Genomic DNA, 16,546 nt, shown 5'->3' on the forward strand with positions numbered 1-16,546 from the left:
TGCTGATTAAACTATTTTTGTTTATTCTTCCTTTTTCTTACGGGTAACCGCCTTAGGTTTACTTACGGCAGGTTTTCGTACTGGCTTAGTTTTTACAACAATTTCTGGTTTAACTTCCTGAGCTGGTGCCAATTTGTTGTCACCATTGGTAAAAAGGCCGATCTGTTCCTCAGGAACCATTTTCCGGGGACCAAAAATTTCTTCCAGGTCTTCGGCAAAAAGCACTTCCTTCTCAAGCAGTCGATCTCCTAATTTTACCAAGCCTTCTTTATTTTCCTTTAAAGTTTTTATCGCACGCTGATATTGTTGAGAGATTATTTTCTTCGTTTCCTCATCAATTAACTCGGCAGTTTTTTCGCTATAAGGCTTTGTAAAAGCAAACTCACCCTGTCCGGAGGAGTCATAGAAACTCAGGTGACCAATTTTTTCACTTAAGCCAAAATAAGAAACCATAGCATACGCCTGTTTGGTAACCCGTTCGAGGTCATTTAAGGCGCCTGTTGAAAAACGGTTGAAATTGATTTCTTCCGAAGCCCGTCCACCAAGTGTGGCGCACATTTCGTCGAGGAGTTGTTCTTTGGTTGTAATCTGTCTTTCTTCCGGCAGGTACCAGGCTGCCCCAAGAGCCTTACCCCTGGGTATAATAGTCACTTTCACCAGCGGATTGGCATGTTCGAGCAACCAGCTTACCGTTGCATGGCCAGCTTCATGAAAGGCAATGGTTCGCTTTTCCTGACGGGTTATGATTTTATTTTTGCGCTCAAGACCACCTACAATGCGATCGACAGCATCGAGGAAGTCTTGCTTTTCAACTACCTGTTTGTTTTTTCGGGCCGCAATCAGTGCCGACTCGTTGCACACATTGGCAATATCGGCACCTGAAAAACCAGGGGTTTGTTTGGCCAGAAATTCTACGTCGACTTTTTTATCGAGTTTAATGGGGCGAAGGTGTACCTTGAAGATATCTCTTCGTTCGTTTAAGTCGGGAAGTTCCACATGAATCTGACGGTCGAAACGACCAGCACGCAGAAGAGCACGGTCGAGAATGTCGGCACGGTTGGTGGCTGCCAGAACAATTACTCCTGTGTTGGTAGCAAAACCATCCATTTCGGTGAGTAACTGATTTAGTGTGTTTTCCCGCTCATCATTGGCCCCCATGTTGGGGTTTTTACCACGGGCACGGCCTATGGCATCAATCTCATCGATAAAGATAATGCACGGAGCCTTATCCTTAGCCTGCTTAAAGAGGTCTCGCACCCTTGAGGCGCCCACACCTACAAACATTTCCACAAAATCGGAACCCGACATACTGAAAAAAGGCACATTGGCTTCGCCGGCTACTGCCTTCGCCAGGAGTGTTTTCCCTGTACCTGGAGGGCCTACCAACAAAGCTCCTTTCGGAATCTTTCCTCCCAATTCGGTGTATTTCTTGGGTTTCTTAAGGAATTCAACAATTTCCTGAATCTCCACTTTGGCTTCTTCGAGGCCGGCAACATCTTTAAAATCGACTTTTACGCTGGTTTCTTTATCGAAAATCTTCGCGCGCGATTTGCCTACATTGAATATTCCGCCAGGACCACCCGCTCCACCTGAGCCAGCACTCATTCTGCGGAAAATGACTACCCAGATTATCACCAGAATGGCAAGCGGTAATAACCATCCCAACACTTCGCCAAACATATCTTTTCGATATTCTGCTCCGGGTTCGATGCGATCTGTAACTGGTAGTTCCTTTTGTGCTTCGTCGAGGTTTTCGGTAAACCGATCCACTGAAGCAATGGTAAATTTATAGTGAGGGCCTGTTTTAGCAAGCTGCTTGATACCCCGGGCAGTAACTTCACGGTGCTTGGGCTGATCGAGCTTATCGGCTTTTATAGTAACTTCGACATAGGTCTGGTTAATAATGGTAAGCTTTTCTACCTCTTTGTTGGCCAAAAAGTCATCTCGCACTGTTTTCCAGCTTGTATCGATAGGTTCGCGCTGGCCACTGAAGAAAAACATCAGCAGCAAGGTAAAGCCAATCATGGCCGGAATCAGGTACGAGTTGAAGCGGTTATTGTTATTTTTCTTCGGAAAATTGTCAAACCCATTTTCCGGATTTGGATTCTTCGGTTGAGGATTCTCGTTTTGGTTGCTGTTGGTATCGTTGTTTGCCATCTGTTATAATATACTATTTATATAAAACTCTCTTCTATACGCGATATTTGGGCATCGCCCCATAATTCTTCCAATCGGTAGTACTTTCTATAATCGGTTTGAAAAACGTGTACAAGTACGTCGTAAAAATCCAGTAAAACCCAGATTGAATTCTCAAGCCCCTCGCGGTGGTGTACCTTTATTTTTAAGCTTTCCTTTACTTTTCGTTCCACCGATTCGGCAATGGCACTCACTTGTGTATTCGATTCGGCCTGACAAATTATAAAGTGATTATTATAGGCGTTTCCGACTTTTTCAAGATTCAAAAGAACGATTTCTCTCCCTTTTTTGTCGAGAATTCCCTCGACGATTGTGTTAACTAGTAAATTGTTGTTCTCCAATTAAATATGCTTCGTTAAATTTTTCACAAACTTAAATGATTTTTTGCACAAACATCCTTCTCTCTCTAAATAAAAAAGCTCCATTTCAACTTGGCTTCTGCCTTATTCAGGTTTGAATCTGTTTAAAATGAAGTTACCTTTATCCTCAATAACAATACCAAACCTAGAATTGTTGCCTTATGGCATGGAAAATTATTGAATTAGAAACCTGCAGCTCGACCAGCACAATGGTAAAGCAGTACTTGCAGGCCGGAACCCTTGCTGACAAGACAGCCATTATGGCAGCCTTTCAGGATTCTGGACGCGGACAGGGAGATCATAGCTGGCATAGTAAGCCACACGAAAATCTTCTGGTATCGTTTTTCAGAGAAACCAACTTTGCTGCTTCCGAAAGTTTTTTCCTTACCATGATTACCTCTTTGGCCGTCAGGAATCTACTGAATAACCTGGGAATAGACTGCCAGATTAAATGGCCCAACGATATTTATTTTCAATATAAAAAAATCGCCGGAATCCTGATCGAAAATTCCCTGCTGCGTGATAGAATTATCCATACCATTGCGGGCATTGGCTTAAATGTCAACCAAACCGAATTTCCCGAAGAAATTCCAAATCCGGTTTCGATGAAAAACATTCATGAGAATACATTTCCGGTAAAAGAGTTGTGTCTTAGCCTTACTCAACATATCGATACACTCTGGGAGGACTTCGAGAAAGGCAAAAAAGATATTATTTACCACGAGTATGTGTCCTTAATCTACCGACTAAAAGAATGGCACCCCTATGGGCTAAAAAATAGAATTTTAAATGGTCGTATTCTTGGGGTAGAACCCAATGGTCGGCTGCTTTTCGAGACAAGTGAGGGGCAATTGTTGCACCTGGAATTTGGAGAAATATCTTATCTATTATAGAGTCAAAAGGAATGAGGGTTCCTTCCTATGAAAAATCGAGCTGCTCCATACGACTCACCAGTGTTTCGAGCAAATTGGTGAGCGGAGTCTTGGCCATCATCGCAATCATAGGATTGATATCGGCATCGAATACAAACTGAAACTCTGACTCTTCGTCTGATATGGTTTTCAGGAAAATTGTCAATCCAAAGGCAAAAGGCGATTGATCAATGCTATTGAGTTGTATTTTGCTGAATTCAATTTTATCCGCCAGCTTAAAGCCGGTTTTTCCCAAGGGATCGACAGAAAAACTGCATGAAGTACTATCCGATTGCCAGTCTTTCACCTTATCCGCTGGTAGCATATTCTTAAAATTATTGAAATCGGTAATGAAGGAATATACTTGCTTAGGGCTGTATTTGCTTTTTCCGAAGCGGCTTTCAAGTTTCATGTCTGAGGGATTCTTAATAGTTGAGAAGCGAATTAAACAAAAACCTTTCGCAATAAAGTGTGAATTTGAAAGATCTATTGCATCCAGGTATCGGGAGATAAACGCCACTTACGAAGGATTTCGACCTCGGAAGCCTTTACATAACCACTGTGTAAAGCCTGTTCAATCAGTGCATCGTAATGACTGAGGGTATCGAGGGTACATTGATTTGCAGAAAATTTTTCGTTGGCAGCTGGAAAATTATAGGTAAAAATAGCTACCATACCCAGCACTTCGCATCCTGCCTGGCGTAAGGCATCCACAGCCTTCAGGCTGCTGCCTCCGGTAGAAATCAGGTCTTCGACGACCACATACCTCCCACCCACTTTATAATCGCCCTCGATGAGGTTTTGCATGCCATGGTCTTTGGCACTGGAGCGCACATACAAAAAAGGCAAACCCAGTACATCGGCCACCAGTATGCCATGGGCAATGGCTCCTGTGGCAACGCCTACAATACCTTCGGCCTGCGGATATTTCTCTCGGATGATTTCTGCAAAAGCATCGCGTATGACATTTCGCACCTCCGGGAAAGAAAGTGTCTTTCGGTTATCGCAATAGATGGGCGATTTCCAGCCTGAAGCCCAGGCGAAAGGGGTTGCCGGATTTAATTTAATTGCCTTAATTTGTAGGAGCAATTGAGCGATTTCCTGCTGACGCTTATTCATGCTTTGCAAATGAGTGTTATTTTTTAATTATTAGTAACATACCCTAAGTAAGTGTAGGTTTATTAAAATGACCTGCCAGTAGGGTAAACAGGGAGCAAATGTATAAAGTTTTTTTTAACGACAGGGCCATTTACCTTACCGACGATTTCTCCAAAACATTCCAGGAGCGATATGGCCTGTTTTTTAAATACAAAGACGAAGGTGACCTGGAAGAAATTATTGACATTTATTCAAAACTCACCACCATCAAATCGCTCTTTCTTTTCCATTACGACATTGACCATCTGCGTGAGGACTTTCGCAAATGCTTTTGTAGCATCGATGCGGCCGGAGGGGTTGTAAGAAACAGTAAAAATGAATTCCTGTTCATATACAGGCGGGGTAAATGGGATTTGCCCAAGGGTAAGGTCGATAAAGACGAGAACTACCAGCAAGCCGCTCTAAGGGAAGTAATGGAAGAAACCGGACTGAATAACTTGCAAATAAAAAAGCCATTGCTCTCGACCTATCATACATATCCCTACAAAAAAGGCCTTGCCCTTAAAAAAACCTACTGGTTTGAGATGGAACATACTGGCAGGGAAACACCTGTGCCAGAAACAGGAGAAGACATATCGGAAGTGCGCTGGTTTAAGGCGAAAGACCTGCATATTCCATTAGCAGACACCTATGCGCTGGTAAAGGATATTTTTGTCTATTTGGGGGTAAAGGAGGCCGATGTTTCATGAAAAACTCCAAATGGATATTCCGTATTCTACTCTACCTTTCCCTTGTGTTATTAATTGTATACCTTGTAAAACTTGATTACTTAAGTTTTCAGACGATAACTTTCAGCTGGCAATGGCTAATCGTATCAACCCTCTTACTTTGGATAGGTTTTTTCTTAAGCACTGTGAGCTGGCAAAGAGCCCTCACTTATCATGGCTATAAAATAGATACCCGATTAGCTTTGATTTCGCATGGACTCTCAGTTTTTGCCAAATACCTGCCGGGTAAAATATGGATGATTTTGGGCAGGGCGGCCTATGTGGGCAACCAGAGAAATGTCGGTGTCAGCGAATTGTCTTTTGTGTCGCTGAAGGAACAGATTCTTTACATCTTAATAGGTTTGCTGATTTCATTTCTGCCCGCTGTGTTTTTCTTTCAACATCAATATTGGGTCTGGATTATTTTGCTCACGGCCCTTGCACTTGGTCTTGTCTTGTTTGTTCAGCCTTTGCACCAATTTGCAGAAAGAATAATGGCGAAAATATTACGAAAGAAAGTTCTTCTTCCAGTAATTAGCATTAAGCTTTCGCTTCGTCTTGGCATTTATATCTTACTCTATTGGACTTTTTTCTCCTTAGGATTTTATTTTCTGATACAATCACTCAGCACAGAAGCCAGTCTGGTGCATGCCTTTGCCTTTCCGCTTGCAGTAAGTTACGGGGTGCTTGCCTTGTTTACGCCAGGAGGAATCGGAGTAAGAGAAGGTATCTTATCGGCTTTCCTGGCAGCTACCGGATTGGGTTTGCAGGAAGCCATTACCATATCAGCCCTCTCACGACTATGGTTTATTAGCGGCGAAGTTTTTATTTTTCTGCTGGCTTTAGCTGCCAAATACCTAAAAAAGTAGTTATTTATTCAAGCGTTCGTTGTCCTGAATATCCATCCACATGGCAAAAAGAATAGATTGAAACCCACTGATAAAAGTAAAGGCAAATGCAAGTGCAGTGAGAGGGTTGGCATCAATCCCTTGTGCAGCCTTTACTATAAGTTTAATTCCATAGGGTATGGATAGCGCCAGCAATATAAATCCAATATGATACAAGATAAACAGAGGGTGGAAACTTTTAATAAAATATTTAACCCAAATACGCTTAAAGAAAGATTTGAGCAGAAGTAGCGAAATCTTAGGTATCACCTTAAAGACTTTCATTTTTGATTTTTCACCAATATGATATACTGGCTTAATTACAATTTCGCGCAAAGTGCAGTTCGCCACATTCAATTTTACAAGCATATCGTTAGGCATACCATATCGGGGATAAATCTTGTATAGCCTCAGGCAGTTAAGAGCCCTGTTTGAAATGGCTGTATATCCCGTTTGAGTATCGGTGACATGCCAATAACCTGATGCAATTTTAGTAAGAATGGTAAGAATACTATTGCCAATAAACCTGGTTCGTGGAATAAAAATGGCAGCACTCGGGTGCGAAAGCCTATCGCCTTTTACATAATCTATATTTTCTACTACAACAGGTGTACAAATAGATTCAAGTTCATCGGGATCCATCTGACCATCGCCAGCCATTACTGCTGTGCAATCGATATTATTGTCTTTTGCCCATTTATAGCCCGCCGCAATTGTAGCCCCCACACCAGAATTACATTTAAGGTTAATTAGCACAAGTTTCGAATCGATGTGCGGCTGAACAATCTCCATATCGGGGAAAAACTTCTTTTCCTCTTCATTAATCCTTGCCAGCAATTCATCGGCTGCGTAATATTTACTGCTTGTTTTTTTTGCCACTAATTCAGGCAATTTGCTGGATCCAGCAAATGAAAAGAGCTCTTTGATTTTCAATTCAGTGGAATCAGGAGAAGCGTCATTAACTACAACAATTCGATCGACAAATAAAGGGATTTCCTTAATTACACTCTGAATTTGATTTTCTTCGTTGTATGCCGGTATCACTACCGCTATAGTCTTATTGTGCAGCATTAGAATTTTATATTTTTTATTTCTTCCTTCACAAGGCTATTTACTTGTTCAAGTAAACTTTTTTCGCTTTGCTCCTTCCATTGGGGGACATTGTTGTCAAGCCAAAGGGTATCGGATTTTAAAGAATCGGTTAATTTTTCAGTCACGATAAACCTCACCCATTTGTCCACTGACCAAGTTTTTTCATATCGGTTATAAGCTGCAATAGTTAAAGCCGAATCGAGGCTGATAGCATGCCTTTCTGCCATTCGCTGATGACGAACAGTAGGCTTTATATCCGACTTAATGGCCAGCATAATTTCTTTAGGCTCCACTTTAATGCCTTGGTATCCTTCGAAACGTGTAATCAGGTTTTCGGAAACATACACCCCTTTTCTGGCTTTAGTGTAATCAGGCACCGGAATTGCGCTCCAATAGCCAAGTCGGGCATTCTTCTTAAAGAAAGCAAGCTGATACGATGTTTTCGACATCCACCAATAATGCAAGGAGCCATGGTTGTATTGTTTAATCTGAAAAGTATTATACCAACCTAAAAATAATATGACTATAAATACAGGCATACCTGCCCATCTTAGACTTTTAGCTTTATAAATTACCACTGCCAGTGGTAGAGCCAAAATACCATAGGAATCTATAAATGCCCTATTGCCGCATGAACCACCAAACCACCAGCACCACCAGGATGCCTGAAGGTAAATGTTTATCAATAAAAATAATACTACCGGCAGTGCCTTATCTTTTAAGTATTTAAACATTAAAACAGTTCCAATACTTGCCACCAACATAACCGGGGTATACAGGTACCATCCTTTTCTAAAACTAAAGAGAATCTCACCAATTTGGGGATTATTCCAGAAAAACTTTCCACCTATACCGCTGTAGGAAAAATAGAGAAACTTACCACTTACCAATTTCCAATAAAGAAATTGGGGCATCCAAACCAATAAAAAAGCCACAAGCATAAGCAATACATGCTTATAATTGATGAGAAAGAATCGCACACGCTTATGAATATCTTTCAAACCCCTGGTGTTCCAGAAAATGAGTAAAAGAAGTACCAAAATATTCGTTGGCCTGATTAGGACTATTAAACCAAACAACAAACCCAACCCTACCGTTCGCTTATAATTAATTCCTTCATGCCACTTATCAATCAGGTAGAGAAACAAGCTGATCAGCCCGAAATTATAACTGTGTGGCATGGCTGCCGACCAGCTAGAATAGTATAAAAGGTTGGTGCCAAAAAGCACTAAAATTAGCGTTATTAGGGTTGTCAATTCATCGAAGTAACGAAGCAAAAGTTTTCGCAGAAACCATAAGCCCAAGATCACATAAAACATAGCGCTGAAAACCAAAGCCATGGCGTATGGCTGGGAATACCCATCGTCGGCAAAGGGTGTAAAAGCTGCCACTGCATGCCCCACGAGAAAAAACGGCGCATACAAAAACGACAAACCCATAGAGGTAACTATGCATTTTTTACCCGTTGGAGTTATAACCGGCCAATACCATTTATTGTATTCCGAAGGGTTTTTGGCAGTAAAGGCAAGCGATAAATCGCGATGAATAAAGGCTGCAGGAAGATAGGCATAATACGACTTTACATCCCAGGCAATTACATTTTCTGGTTTTACCCAGCTGTGGTGGCTGAAGTTTATAATGTAAAAGGCAGGGAATAGCAAAATAATAAATGAACGAGATAAATGGTGTTGAAAGAAATTGCCAAATCTTTTCATTAAATGTTGTTAGTTTTGAACGTGAAAATAATGAATATTTAAGCTTAGCCTCATTTTATTTCTAATTTCTTACAAATGGTTTTTAGCAGTGTTGTCTTTCTTGTATGGTTCTTGCCTTTGTCGCTGATAATCTACTATTTGCTACCCTTCAAATATAAAAATTATTTTCTGCTAGCCATTAGCCTTGTATTTTATGCCTGGGGGGCACCAAAATTCACCCTGGTCTTATCAATTAGTGTTATTATCGATTTTTACCTGGTAAAAATGATGGTAACAAGTAAAAGTATGCATTACAAAAGACTGATTCTGACAATATCGGTATTAATAAGTCTGCTGTTTCTCCTTTATTTTAAATATGCCAATTTCTTTATCGAAAATTTAAACCTGGCTTTAGTTTCGGCACACAGCGATAAAATAATTAACTGGCCGAAGGTTATCCTTCCCATTGGTATATCGTTTTTCACTTTTCAGAAAATTACTTATAGCATCGATATTTACAGGGGTAACACACAGCCTGCCCAAAACGCTGCCTTTTATTTGCTGTATGTTGTCATGTACCCACAGCTAATAGCCGGACCTATTGTGCGCTACAACAGTGTGGCTAAACAGCTTAATGCACGCACACATTTTATGTCAGACCGGATTAATGGCTTTATACGGTTTGGAATAGGTTTGGCAAAAAAGGTGCTAATTGCGAACGTTCTGGGTGAATATGCCGATGCGTTTTTTAATCATTCATTCATCGACAGAAACACAGGTGAAGCCTGGATAGCCCTTCTCTCCTATGCCTTTCAGATTTATTATGATTTTGCAGGTTATTCCGATATGGCAATAGGCCTGGGACGTATGTTTGGATTTACTTTTCCCGAAAACTTCGACAGCCCCTATACTTCAAAAAGTATTACTGAATTTTGGCGCCGGTGGCACATTACCCTTGGCCACTGGATGCGTGATTATTTATACATACCCCTTGGAGGTAACCGGGTAAATAATAAATTAAGGCTTTATTTTAATTTATGGCTGGTGTTTCTTATTTCCGGCTTGTGGCACGGAGCATCGTGGAACTTTGTGATATGGGGTGCTTATCATGGCTTGTTTCTGGCATTGGAGAGACTGTTTTTAATAAAACTGCTAAAAAAAGCCGGTATAGGTTTTTCATGGTTATTTACCTTTTTTCTGGTAATAAACGGGTGGGTGTTTTTTAGAGTCGAATCTTTTTCAGAAAGCTTGCATTTTTTCAAATTACTATACGGAGGTATAAGCCTGCCCACTGTAAATAATTCTCCTTTTGGCTTTTGGCTGATATTTGTGGTAGCAGTATTCTTTTCCTTTAGCTCATCTATACGTGCAGGAAAAAATCTGGAGATTATTTTTCACCGGGGAAGCAAACAATTAACTGTAACTGTAATAAGCCTTGCAGTGGTTATTGTTTTATATATTCTATCCTTATCGCAGATTGTAAGTAGCAATTATAATCCTTTTATCTACTTCAGATTTTAATATGAAAAGTAACCACTTTCGAAATACCATATTGTTTAGTCTGATATTATTTTTACTGTTGTTTCCACTGATTCAGAGGGTTACAAAAGTGTTTAAAATTGAACCACTTAAAGGATACATAAAACCTGTTGAAAGAGTAGAGTTTACGAAGGAAAGTTTTTTCGATGATTCGTTTCAGATGAGTATGGAAGCATATGAAAAAAGGAATATAGGGTTTCAACCCGATTTGGTAAGGATAAACAACCAGTTAGAGTTTGATCTTTTTAATAAGATCAATGCCGCAACCATTGTAAGGGGACAAGAAAACCACTTTTATGGCCAGCAATATATCGATTCGTATTACGGGTCAGACTATCTGGGTGATGAGGCAGTATACCAGAAAACATGGAAGTTATTGAAGGTGCAGGAAGTATTAAAAACCAAGGGTGTTCATTTATGTGTGGTCGTTGCTTCATCAAAATCATTTGTTCACCCACAATATTTGCCTGTAAATAATGAGTTGACAGCAAAAAAAACAAACTATGAAAGCTATCGACTTAACTTCGATTCTTTAAAAATAAATTACATCGACTTCTTACCCTTTATTAAGAACCTAGATGATACATCGGCATACTCAGTTCATCCTAAAACAGGAATTCATTGGAGCTATTATGCTACTTATTTTGTTGTCGATTCATTAAGAAACTATATGCAACAAATCACAGGGATTCCGCAACCTGAAATAAAACTGCAAAAACTTGACGTGACAAACCGGCCCAGAAACTCCGATAAAGATATTGAAGATGGTTTAAACCTGCTTTATATCAATACCAACGATACCTATGCTTATCCAAATGTGTTCATAGATAAATCGATATTTGCACCAAGTTTGCGCGGGCTTGTAGTAGCCGATTCGTACTACTATACTGTTGCTCATCATAGGTTCGATGAATTATTTGCAGATTTTAATTTCTGGTTTTACTACAACGAAGTATATCCGTCAGAAGGCCAAACCAATGCAAAACAACTGAACTTAAAAGAAGAACTTGAAAAACGTGATGTAATTTTTATTTTGGTAAACGTCACCAAATTACAAAGTTTTGCATGGGGTTTTATTGATGATTGTTATGCTTTATATTGTGACTAATATTGAGATTGTCCCTCAGCTACAATTCTCCTGGTTTTTCACAATGCTGTTTTTGCTTTCCAAGGTATTTCATCTCCATTAAAACCTATACCCCACGTTAATCAGATAACGGAACCCAAAACTCGAAGAGCTCACATTGTTTTTAATGGTAATCTGGTTGTCATCGATCAGGTAATTGCCTCCCGGAAGGGTTTCGATCAGTTGGTCGTATAGCTTATCGAGCAATAGGGCTTCGTCTTCGGTAGACAGGTTGGTAGAAATTGTTGGCTGTACATTGTAAAACCAGCGGCCGGGCCCCATCAACACCATATCAACTGTAAAGCGGTTTCGGATCACAAACTGGTAACCCAGTTGAACTCCGATAAAATTCATTATCAGACGGGTATCGGTGGATACCTCCATATCTCCGGAAGAACCCGGGATGGTCCAATGGTTGTATCGTGTATAATAATGGAAGGCATAATAGGGCCCCAGGTAAATTCCACGAGGTGCCTGATACTTGTTCTCCGAAGCCAGGTAAAACCGGTAATCGAGGGCTATACTAAAACCTTTGTCTTTGACCTCATCGTGCAATACAATGGAGCTGTCGCCTGTCAGACTGAATTTTGGCAGGTTAAGTGTGCCGGCATTCACCGAAAAGCTTTGATGCGAGTTTAAAACCCGCTCATAACCCAATACATAGTTTTTTCCTCCAAATAGTGCCGGATTGCTAATGTTTAGGCGAATGGTGTTTTTATAAGTTTTCAAGCTATCTTGTTCTTCACCGTTCTGATTGGCCAATGCCAAAGTGATTGGCAAAAGAATTACAGAAAAAATTAAAATGATGTTTTTCATACCGATAAATTTTTGCTATTTGTAGAAATTAATATTTATGTTCTGAAATACTAGCGCCTTCCTGTTATAAAACCAAGTTAAGACATAATAAGATAACTACTCCGTAACTTTTATCACTTCAAGCAGATAATCGTTTGTATACTCATTCCGGTATACTTCTTTCATCGAAAGTTTGCCTAAAAGGTTTAACGATGGTTGGGCCTTATCGGCAATTTTACTACAGATAAAAACATAGGCGACATCACCGGGATTAAAAAAATTATCAGGGTTAATCTCTACTCCCGAGCGAAAATACATGTTTTCAAAATCGTACACGAAACTATTCGGGTAGATTCTGTCTAAAGCAGATTGAAATTGACGACGATATTTGCCTGTAAAGAAGTAACCAAACACTAAACCTTGCTCTTCAAAATAAAAATTATAGGGCTGAGATACAATAAATAACTTCCCATCGCCGACAATTGTGCGCACTTCCTTCACTACCTCCTCTTTCGCAATTGTTACTTGCCTTTTCCATTGAATGGTTTTTTTATACTGATTGGTGAAAGAATAGGTAACAAAGCCCAGCACAGAGATCATCGCAAGCTTACGGAGAAAAATCCGGTTTCTGTTAAAAGTTTCAAACCCAAAGAAAACGAAAAGCGGAAACAATCCAAGTGCAGGAAGCATATAATGCAGAGCAAAATGCTTTGCAACCAGTAGCACATGAAAAATTGCCGTTACAATAAGCGCAGATTGAATCACAAATAGCTTCTCGCCATTTTTTGGCTTTAAAAAATAACCAAGAACAAGAGAAAGCATCACTACGATCAATCCCCACTTATACCCAGGATAAAACTTTAAAATGCTTTGTATATTATCAAAAAAAACGGAAGGATTGATGATTCCCGGATCGCCATAACCATACTTACCAGTATGAGTAAGCAAGCCTTTCAGCCAAAAAAAGATAAAATCCAGGTCGAAAAGTATAGGAAATGCAAAAACGAAAAAAGATAGCAAACCAATTAGTAAAAATCTGATTTTAATCTTAAGACCCGGCAGAATAATTAATGGTAGAAGGTACAAACTAAGCGCATCAAATTTAAAAGATAATGCAAACCCACAGGTAAGTCCCATCATCAATGCATAATGTTTAAGACGGGCATTTGAATCACTATCAAAATAGTACTTAATAAGGTAATACACCAGACAGATAAAGGCAAGCCAAATAAATGGATCTGGCAAAACCCTTGTCATGGATACAATGGTTTCATGGCTTGAGAATGGGGTAATTTGGACTAAGAGCGAAATGAGGATGTTTCCGGTAACTTTAAATAATCCGATGCCAAAGATTAGACTGAAAATGCCAACCAGACTATTCAATGTGCAATTAATAATTCCCAGGTAAAAATCTGGTCGCATTAATACATCATCAAAATAGGACTCTTTGCCTACAAAAAAGTGAGCAATGCGGGTGCTAATTGCTGCAATGACTTGCAAGGGTGTGCCCGGATTATCAATATGGCCAACTTGCAGGTTGGGCTCTGCCATGATCATTCCATTAAAAAGATAAATAAACTCCGGATCAGAAAACCGAATGCTCATAGGTCCCGATGCATTGGAAAGCTGAATATTGATAAGTACTATAAAAACAGGCACAACAAATAACACTGAAGCTTGAATTGGTGGTACTGTAAAAAACTTTCTCAATTTCGAAAGCAATTGATTCTTTCTTCTTTTAAACATATCTTATGGGGCTATCAAAGAGTCTTTAAGAACAACAATAGTTCGGTTATCATTATATACATAATCGGGTATCAGGTAAAAATGCATTTGACCTAGCTGTTGGTACAAGTATTCTTTTTCACTAAAATGCTTCTGTAAAACACTGTCATTCAAAGGTTTGTTGTGAAATAAGAAATTAAAAACAGGCCTTTCGCCTTCTTGGCTCTTGCCATGATACCAAGCTTTGTTCGACAAAAAGTAATCGCAATTCAGGTTATTCGTATTCCCATTATATACCCTCAAACCGGTTTTGCTGAACGACCTTATTTGGGTGGAATACTCATATATTGATAATCCATTTTCTAAATTGTACTCGCAATTTAGCGAATCTAAGATCTGTATATACTTTGGGTAGTAATGTGAATAATAGCTAGGTTTTACTGTTGTTTTTGTAAAACCAATGCCTATAATAATCCCAAAAATTAGCATCAAAAAGACAGTCGAAATCTTCACCGTTTTTAATCTGGTTCTGTTAAGCTTCAATAGAAATGGGAAAAGCATAATGAGTCCTAAATAAAAAACTGAAATATTATATCGTATTTGTGGAGTATACTTATACATGCCAGTAATAATGGGACCAAGAAAAACTCCGGCCAGATAAACTATCACCATGGAAATCCAAAGCATTTCGAAGGCATCTCTTTTGCTTAAACTCTTAAAAAATAACCAAATACCAATGCCAAAAACTATAAAGTAATTTAATATTACCAAAGAACGAATATTCAAATGTTTGATATAATCGAATAACTGCTGGCTAAAAAGATTAACAGAAAAGGAAATATTAGCAAAGTCGGGCTTGGTATTATACTTAATAACGTTTATTAAATATAGCTCAAGCATACGTGAAGTAATCATCGCCAAAACAAATCCAGACGCAATAACCACCATGGCTTTAATCCAATTCCTTTTATGTTTACCGAATAAGAGTATTATTAAAAATGCTATAGATGAGGGTACGATACCCATTAAAAGAAAAAGCTTACTTGAAACATATCCTAAAAAAACTAAAATAAAAATAAGCACTAATCCTGACCATCTCGGACTTTTATAATATGCAAGTATTGCAAGAAAAAAGTAAATAGTAAGAAGGAATGCACCCACATGAAAATTAACGGTATAAAGGTAAAAAGGGAAAAGGTAATCGTTATCGACAATGGCAATGGCCGGAATAAGCGAAAACATCAATATGCTTGCTGCTGCAATCCACAAATGGCCCTCACTAAAAATATTGCGTATGAGTAATGCTACAGCAAATAAAATAAGGCTTTGCTGAACAAAAACATAGATCAGATAAATGGTGCCCGGATGCTCCACAAAGGTTCTGATCAGAAAATACAAAGCCATATCGGGGAAGAAAAACTGACCCCCCGGAAAGGTCCAACCTTTAATGCCATGGCCGCTGACAAAAAAATCGTCATAGAGGGTGTGCATAAATAAGAGGTCGGCATTAAACAGGTAATCGATAAATTTTGGACTTGCTGTAATAAAATATTGCAAAGTTAGTATAAGGTTAATCGCCACCGAAACGGTTAGCATCAAACCTCCTGATATTTGAATCCTATTTTTCATCGCTCAAACGTATAACGCCCAGCAGGCTTGTGCCGGGAACAATGCCGGGAACAATTTTGAATTCAATATAAAAAAGCCATTTGAACATGGTATGTATTAATTTCTGAAAGATGCCTTTCGGTGGCAATAAATATACATTCCGTTTTATTTTCAAGCCTTTTAGTACCCTTGCCGGATAGTAAAGGAGATGAAAGAAATAGGTCAACCGGACTATTTTTCCAGTCAAGCCTTTTGTATGTTTTACGAGCATTTCTTTGTTGTACCGCCGGAAATGTCCATAAAACTCATCGTAATTCGACCAAAGCTCCTGACGTGCCGGTACTGTTAAAAGATAGTAAAGTGCATTCGGAAAAGATTCTTTTACCTTCAGCAAAAATTCTTCAGGAGAGGGCAAGTGTTCAATCACATCGAGCAGTAAAATCGCATCTACCTTGTTTCGGAAAGAGGCATCAAGATCAAAAGCACTTTTACTCATATAGATTTTTGTGCTTTTTTTTATTGGTTCGCCTGCAGCCAGATCAACTCCCCAGCAATCAAAACCTCTTTCATTAAGGTATTGCACCACAACACCCCGGCCACAACCAATTTCCAGCAAGGTTTTGTTTTTTAACTGCTGCCTGTTTAAAACCTTTTCGAGAATTATATTGCGTGAGGCATTCCAATAATGGTTTTCAATTCCATTGGGATAATTGGTAAGAAGCTGGGTATCGTTGTAGGAACCTTCCATA

At 39.3% G+C, this 16,546-nt stretch carries 15 protein-coding genes; 5 read left to right on the forward strand and 10 right to left on the reverse strand.

Going from position 1 to position 16,546, the window contains the following annotated elements; translation table 11 throughout:
- Positions 1 to 21: 21 nt before the first annotated feature.
- Both ftsH and rsfS read right to left on the reverse strand, forming a co-directional pair.
- Entirely contained in the window at positions 22 to 2,157 is a 2,136-nt protein-coding gene (gene ftsH, locus IPM71_05235) for an ATP-dependent zinc metalloprotease FtsH (GenBank protein ID QQS52137.1), read from the reverse strand.
- A 17-nt stretch (positions 2,158 to 2,174) separates the two neighbouring features.
- On the reverse strand, positions 2,175 to 2,537 hold the full coding sequence (gene rsfS, locus IPM71_05240; protein ID QQS52138.1) for a ribosome silencing factor: 363 nt from the start codon (positions 2,535 to 2,537) through the stop codon (positions 2,175 to 2,177).
- A gap of 179 nt (positions 2,538 to 2,716) precedes the next feature.
- On the opposite strand from rsfS, the gene IPM71_05245 reads away from it, so the two are divergent.
- Positions 2,717 to 3,448 (forward strand): biotin--[acetyl-CoA-carboxylase] ligase, encoded by a 732-nt coding sequence (locus tag IPM71_05245; protein ID QQS52139.1) that lies wholly within the window; start codon positions 2,717 to 2,719, stop codon positions 3,446 to 3,448.
- A 25-nt stretch (positions 3,449 to 3,473) separates the two neighbouring features.
- Here IPM71_05245 and IPM71_05250 read toward each other — a convergent pair whose 3' ends face one another.
- Together IPM71_05250 and IPM71_05255 are read right to left on the reverse strand one after the other, a co-directional pair.
- A complete protein-coding gene (locus IPM71_05250) occupies positions 3,474 to 3,878 on the reverse strand; it encodes a hypothetical protein (GenBank protein ID QQS52140.1) in 405 nt (134 codons plus the stop codon).
- Positions 3,879 to 3,952: 74 nt separating this feature from the next.
- A complete protein-coding gene (locus tag IPM71_05255) occupies positions 3,953 to 4,585 on the reverse strand; it encodes an orotate phosphoribosyltransferase (GenBank protein ID QQS52141.1) in 633 nt (210 codons plus the stop codon).
- A gap of 98 nt (positions 4,586 to 4,683) precedes the next feature.
- On the opposite strand from IPM71_05255, the gene IPM71_05260 reads away from it, so the two are divergent.
- Together IPM71_05260 and IPM71_05265 are read left to right on the forward strand one after the other, a co-directional pair.
- Entirely contained in the window at positions 4,684 to 5,313 is a 630-nt protein-coding gene (locus tag IPM71_05260) for an NUDIX domain-containing protein (protein QQS52142.1), read from the forward strand.
- Positions 5,310 to 6,200, forward strand: coding sequence for a flippase-like domain-containing protein (locus tag IPM71_05265; GenBank protein ID QQS52143.1), 891 nt, complete (start codon positions 5,310 to 5,312; stop codon positions 6,198 to 6,200). The genes IPM71_05260 and IPM71_05265 overlap by 4 nt, the downstream gene beginning before the upstream one ends.
- Here the strand turns inward: IPM71_05265 and IPM71_05270 are convergent, their stop codons facing one another.
- Together IPM71_05270 and IPM71_05275 are read right to left on the reverse strand one after the other, a co-directional pair.
- Positions 6,201 to 7,289, reverse strand: a complete 1,089-nt coding sequence (locus IPM71_05270) for a glycosyltransferase (GenBank protein QQS52144.1) — start codon at positions 7,287 to 7,289, stop codon at positions 6,201 to 6,203.
- A complete protein-coding gene (locus IPM71_05275) occupies positions 7,289 to 9,025 on the reverse strand; it encodes a hypothetical protein (GenBank protein ID QQS52145.1) in 1,737 nt (578 codons plus the stop codon). Before IPM71_05275 ends, IPM71_05270 begins: the two co-directional genes overlap by 1 nt.
- A gap of 75 nt (positions 9,026 to 9,100) precedes the next feature.
- Here IPM71_05275 and IPM71_05280 point away from each other — a divergent pair, with 75 nt between their 5' ends.
- Positions 9,101 to 10,525: an MBOAT family protein gene (locus IPM71_05280; protein ID QQS52146.1), complete on the forward strand. Its 1,425-nt coding sequence runs from the start codon at positions 9,101 to 9,103 to the stop codon at positions 10,523 to 10,525.
- A 1-nt stretch (position 10,526) separates the two neighbouring features.
- Positions 10,527 to 11,651, forward strand: coding sequence for a hypothetical protein (locus tag IPM71_05285; GenBank protein ID QQS52147.1), 1,125 nt, complete (start codon positions 10,527 to 10,529; stop codon positions 11,649 to 11,651).
- 78 nt (positions 11,652 to 11,729) lie between these two features.
- Here IPM71_05285 and IPM71_05290 read toward each other — a convergent pair whose 3' ends face one another.
- The 4 genes from IPM71_05290 to IPM71_05305 all read right to left on the reverse strand — a co-directional run bounded on the left by IPM71_05290 (position 11,730) and on the right by IPM71_05305 (position 16,545).
- Positions 11,730 to 12,485 carry a hypothetical protein gene (locus IPM71_05290; protein ID QQS52148.1) on the reverse strand — a complete coding sequence of 252 codons (756 nt, stop codon included), beginning with the start codon at positions 12,483 to 12,485 and terminating at the stop codon, positions 11,730 to 11,732.
- Positions 12,486 to 12,581: 96 nt separating this feature from the next.
- Complete coding sequence (locus tag IPM71_05295; protein ID QQS52149.1) at positions 12,582 to 14,210, reverse strand: hypothetical protein; 1,629 nt, start codon at positions 14,208 to 14,210, stop codon at positions 12,582 to 12,584.
- Between the two features lie 3 nt (positions 14,211 to 14,213).
- Positions 14,214 to 15,818, reverse strand: coding sequence for a hypothetical protein (locus IPM71_05300; protein ID QQS52150.1), 1,605 nt, complete (start codon positions 15,816 to 15,818; stop codon positions 14,214 to 14,216).
- The gene (locus tag IPM71_05305; protein QQS52151.1) at positions 15,808 to 16,545 is read right to left on the reverse strand and encodes a class I SAM-dependent methyltransferase; all 738 of its coding nucleotides are present in this window, start codon (positions 16,543 to 16,545) and stop codon (positions 15,808 to 15,810) included. Before IPM71_05305 ends, IPM71_05300 begins: the two co-directional genes overlap by 11 nt.
- Position 16,546 lies beyond the last annotated feature (1 nt).

It is taken from the genome of Bacteroidota bacterium (assembly GCA_016699695.1).
In the GTDB taxonomy this organism is placed as follows: Bacteria; Bacteroidota; Bacteroidia; order Bacteroidales; family UBA10428; genus UBA10428.

Excerpts from the sequence above, each read along its gene's own strand:
- IPM71_05305 (QQS52151.1), bottom strand. The coding sequence starts at position 16,545 with ATGGAAGGTTCCTACAACGATACCCAGCTTCTTACCAATTATCCCAAT.
- IPM71_05280 (QQS52146.1), top strand. The coding sequence starts at position 9,101 with ATGGTTTTTAGCAGTGTTGTCTTTCTTGTATGGTTCTTGCCTTTGTCG.
- IPM71_05275 (QQS52145.1), bottom strand. The coding sequence starts at position 9,025 with ATGAAAAGATTTGGCAATTTCTTTCAACACCATTTATCTCGTTCATTT.
- IPM71_05260 (QQS52142.1), top strand. The coding sequence starts at position 4,684 with ATGTATAAAGTTTTTTTTAACGACAGGGCCATTTACCTTACCGACGAT.
- IPM71_05290 (QQS52148.1), bottom strand. The coding sequence starts at position 12,485 with ATGAAAAACATCATTTTAATTTTTTCTGTAATTCTTTTGCCAATCACT.
- IPM71_05285 (QQS52147.1), top strand. The coding sequence starts at position 10,527 with ATGAAAAGTAACCACTTTCGAAATACCATATTGTTTAGTCTGATATTA.
- ftsH (QQS52137.1), bottom strand. The coding sequence starts at position 2,157 with ATGGCAAACAACGATACCAACAGCAACCAAAACGAGAATCCTCAACCG.
- IPM71_05265 (QQS52143.1), top strand. The coding sequence starts at position 5,310 with ATGAAAAACTCCAAATGGATATTCCGTATTCTACTCTACCTTTCCCTT.
- IPM71_05300 (QQS52150.1), bottom strand. The coding sequence starts at position 15,818 with ATGAAAAATAGGATTCAAATATCAGGAGGTTTGATGCTAACCGTTTCG.
- IPM71_05270 (QQS52144.1), bottom strand. The coding sequence starts at position 7,289 with ATGCTGCACAATAAGACTATAGCGGTAGTGATACCGGCATACAACGAA.
- IPM71_05245 (QQS52139.1), top strand. The coding sequence starts at position 2,717 with ATGGCATGGAAAATTATTGAATTAGAAACCTGCAGCTCGACCAGCACA.
- IPM71_05295 (QQS52149.1), bottom strand. The coding sequence starts at position 14,210 with ATGTTTAAAAGAAGAAAGAATCAATTGCTTTCGAAATTGAGAAAGTTT.
- IPM71_05250 (QQS52140.1), bottom strand. The coding sequence starts at position 3,878 with ATGAAACTTGAAAGCCGCTTCGGAAAAAGCAAATACAGCCCTAAGCAA.
- IPM71_05255 (QQS52141.1), bottom strand. The coding sequence starts at position 4,585 with ATGAATAAGCGTCAGCAGGAAATCGCTCAATTGCTCCTACAAATTAAG.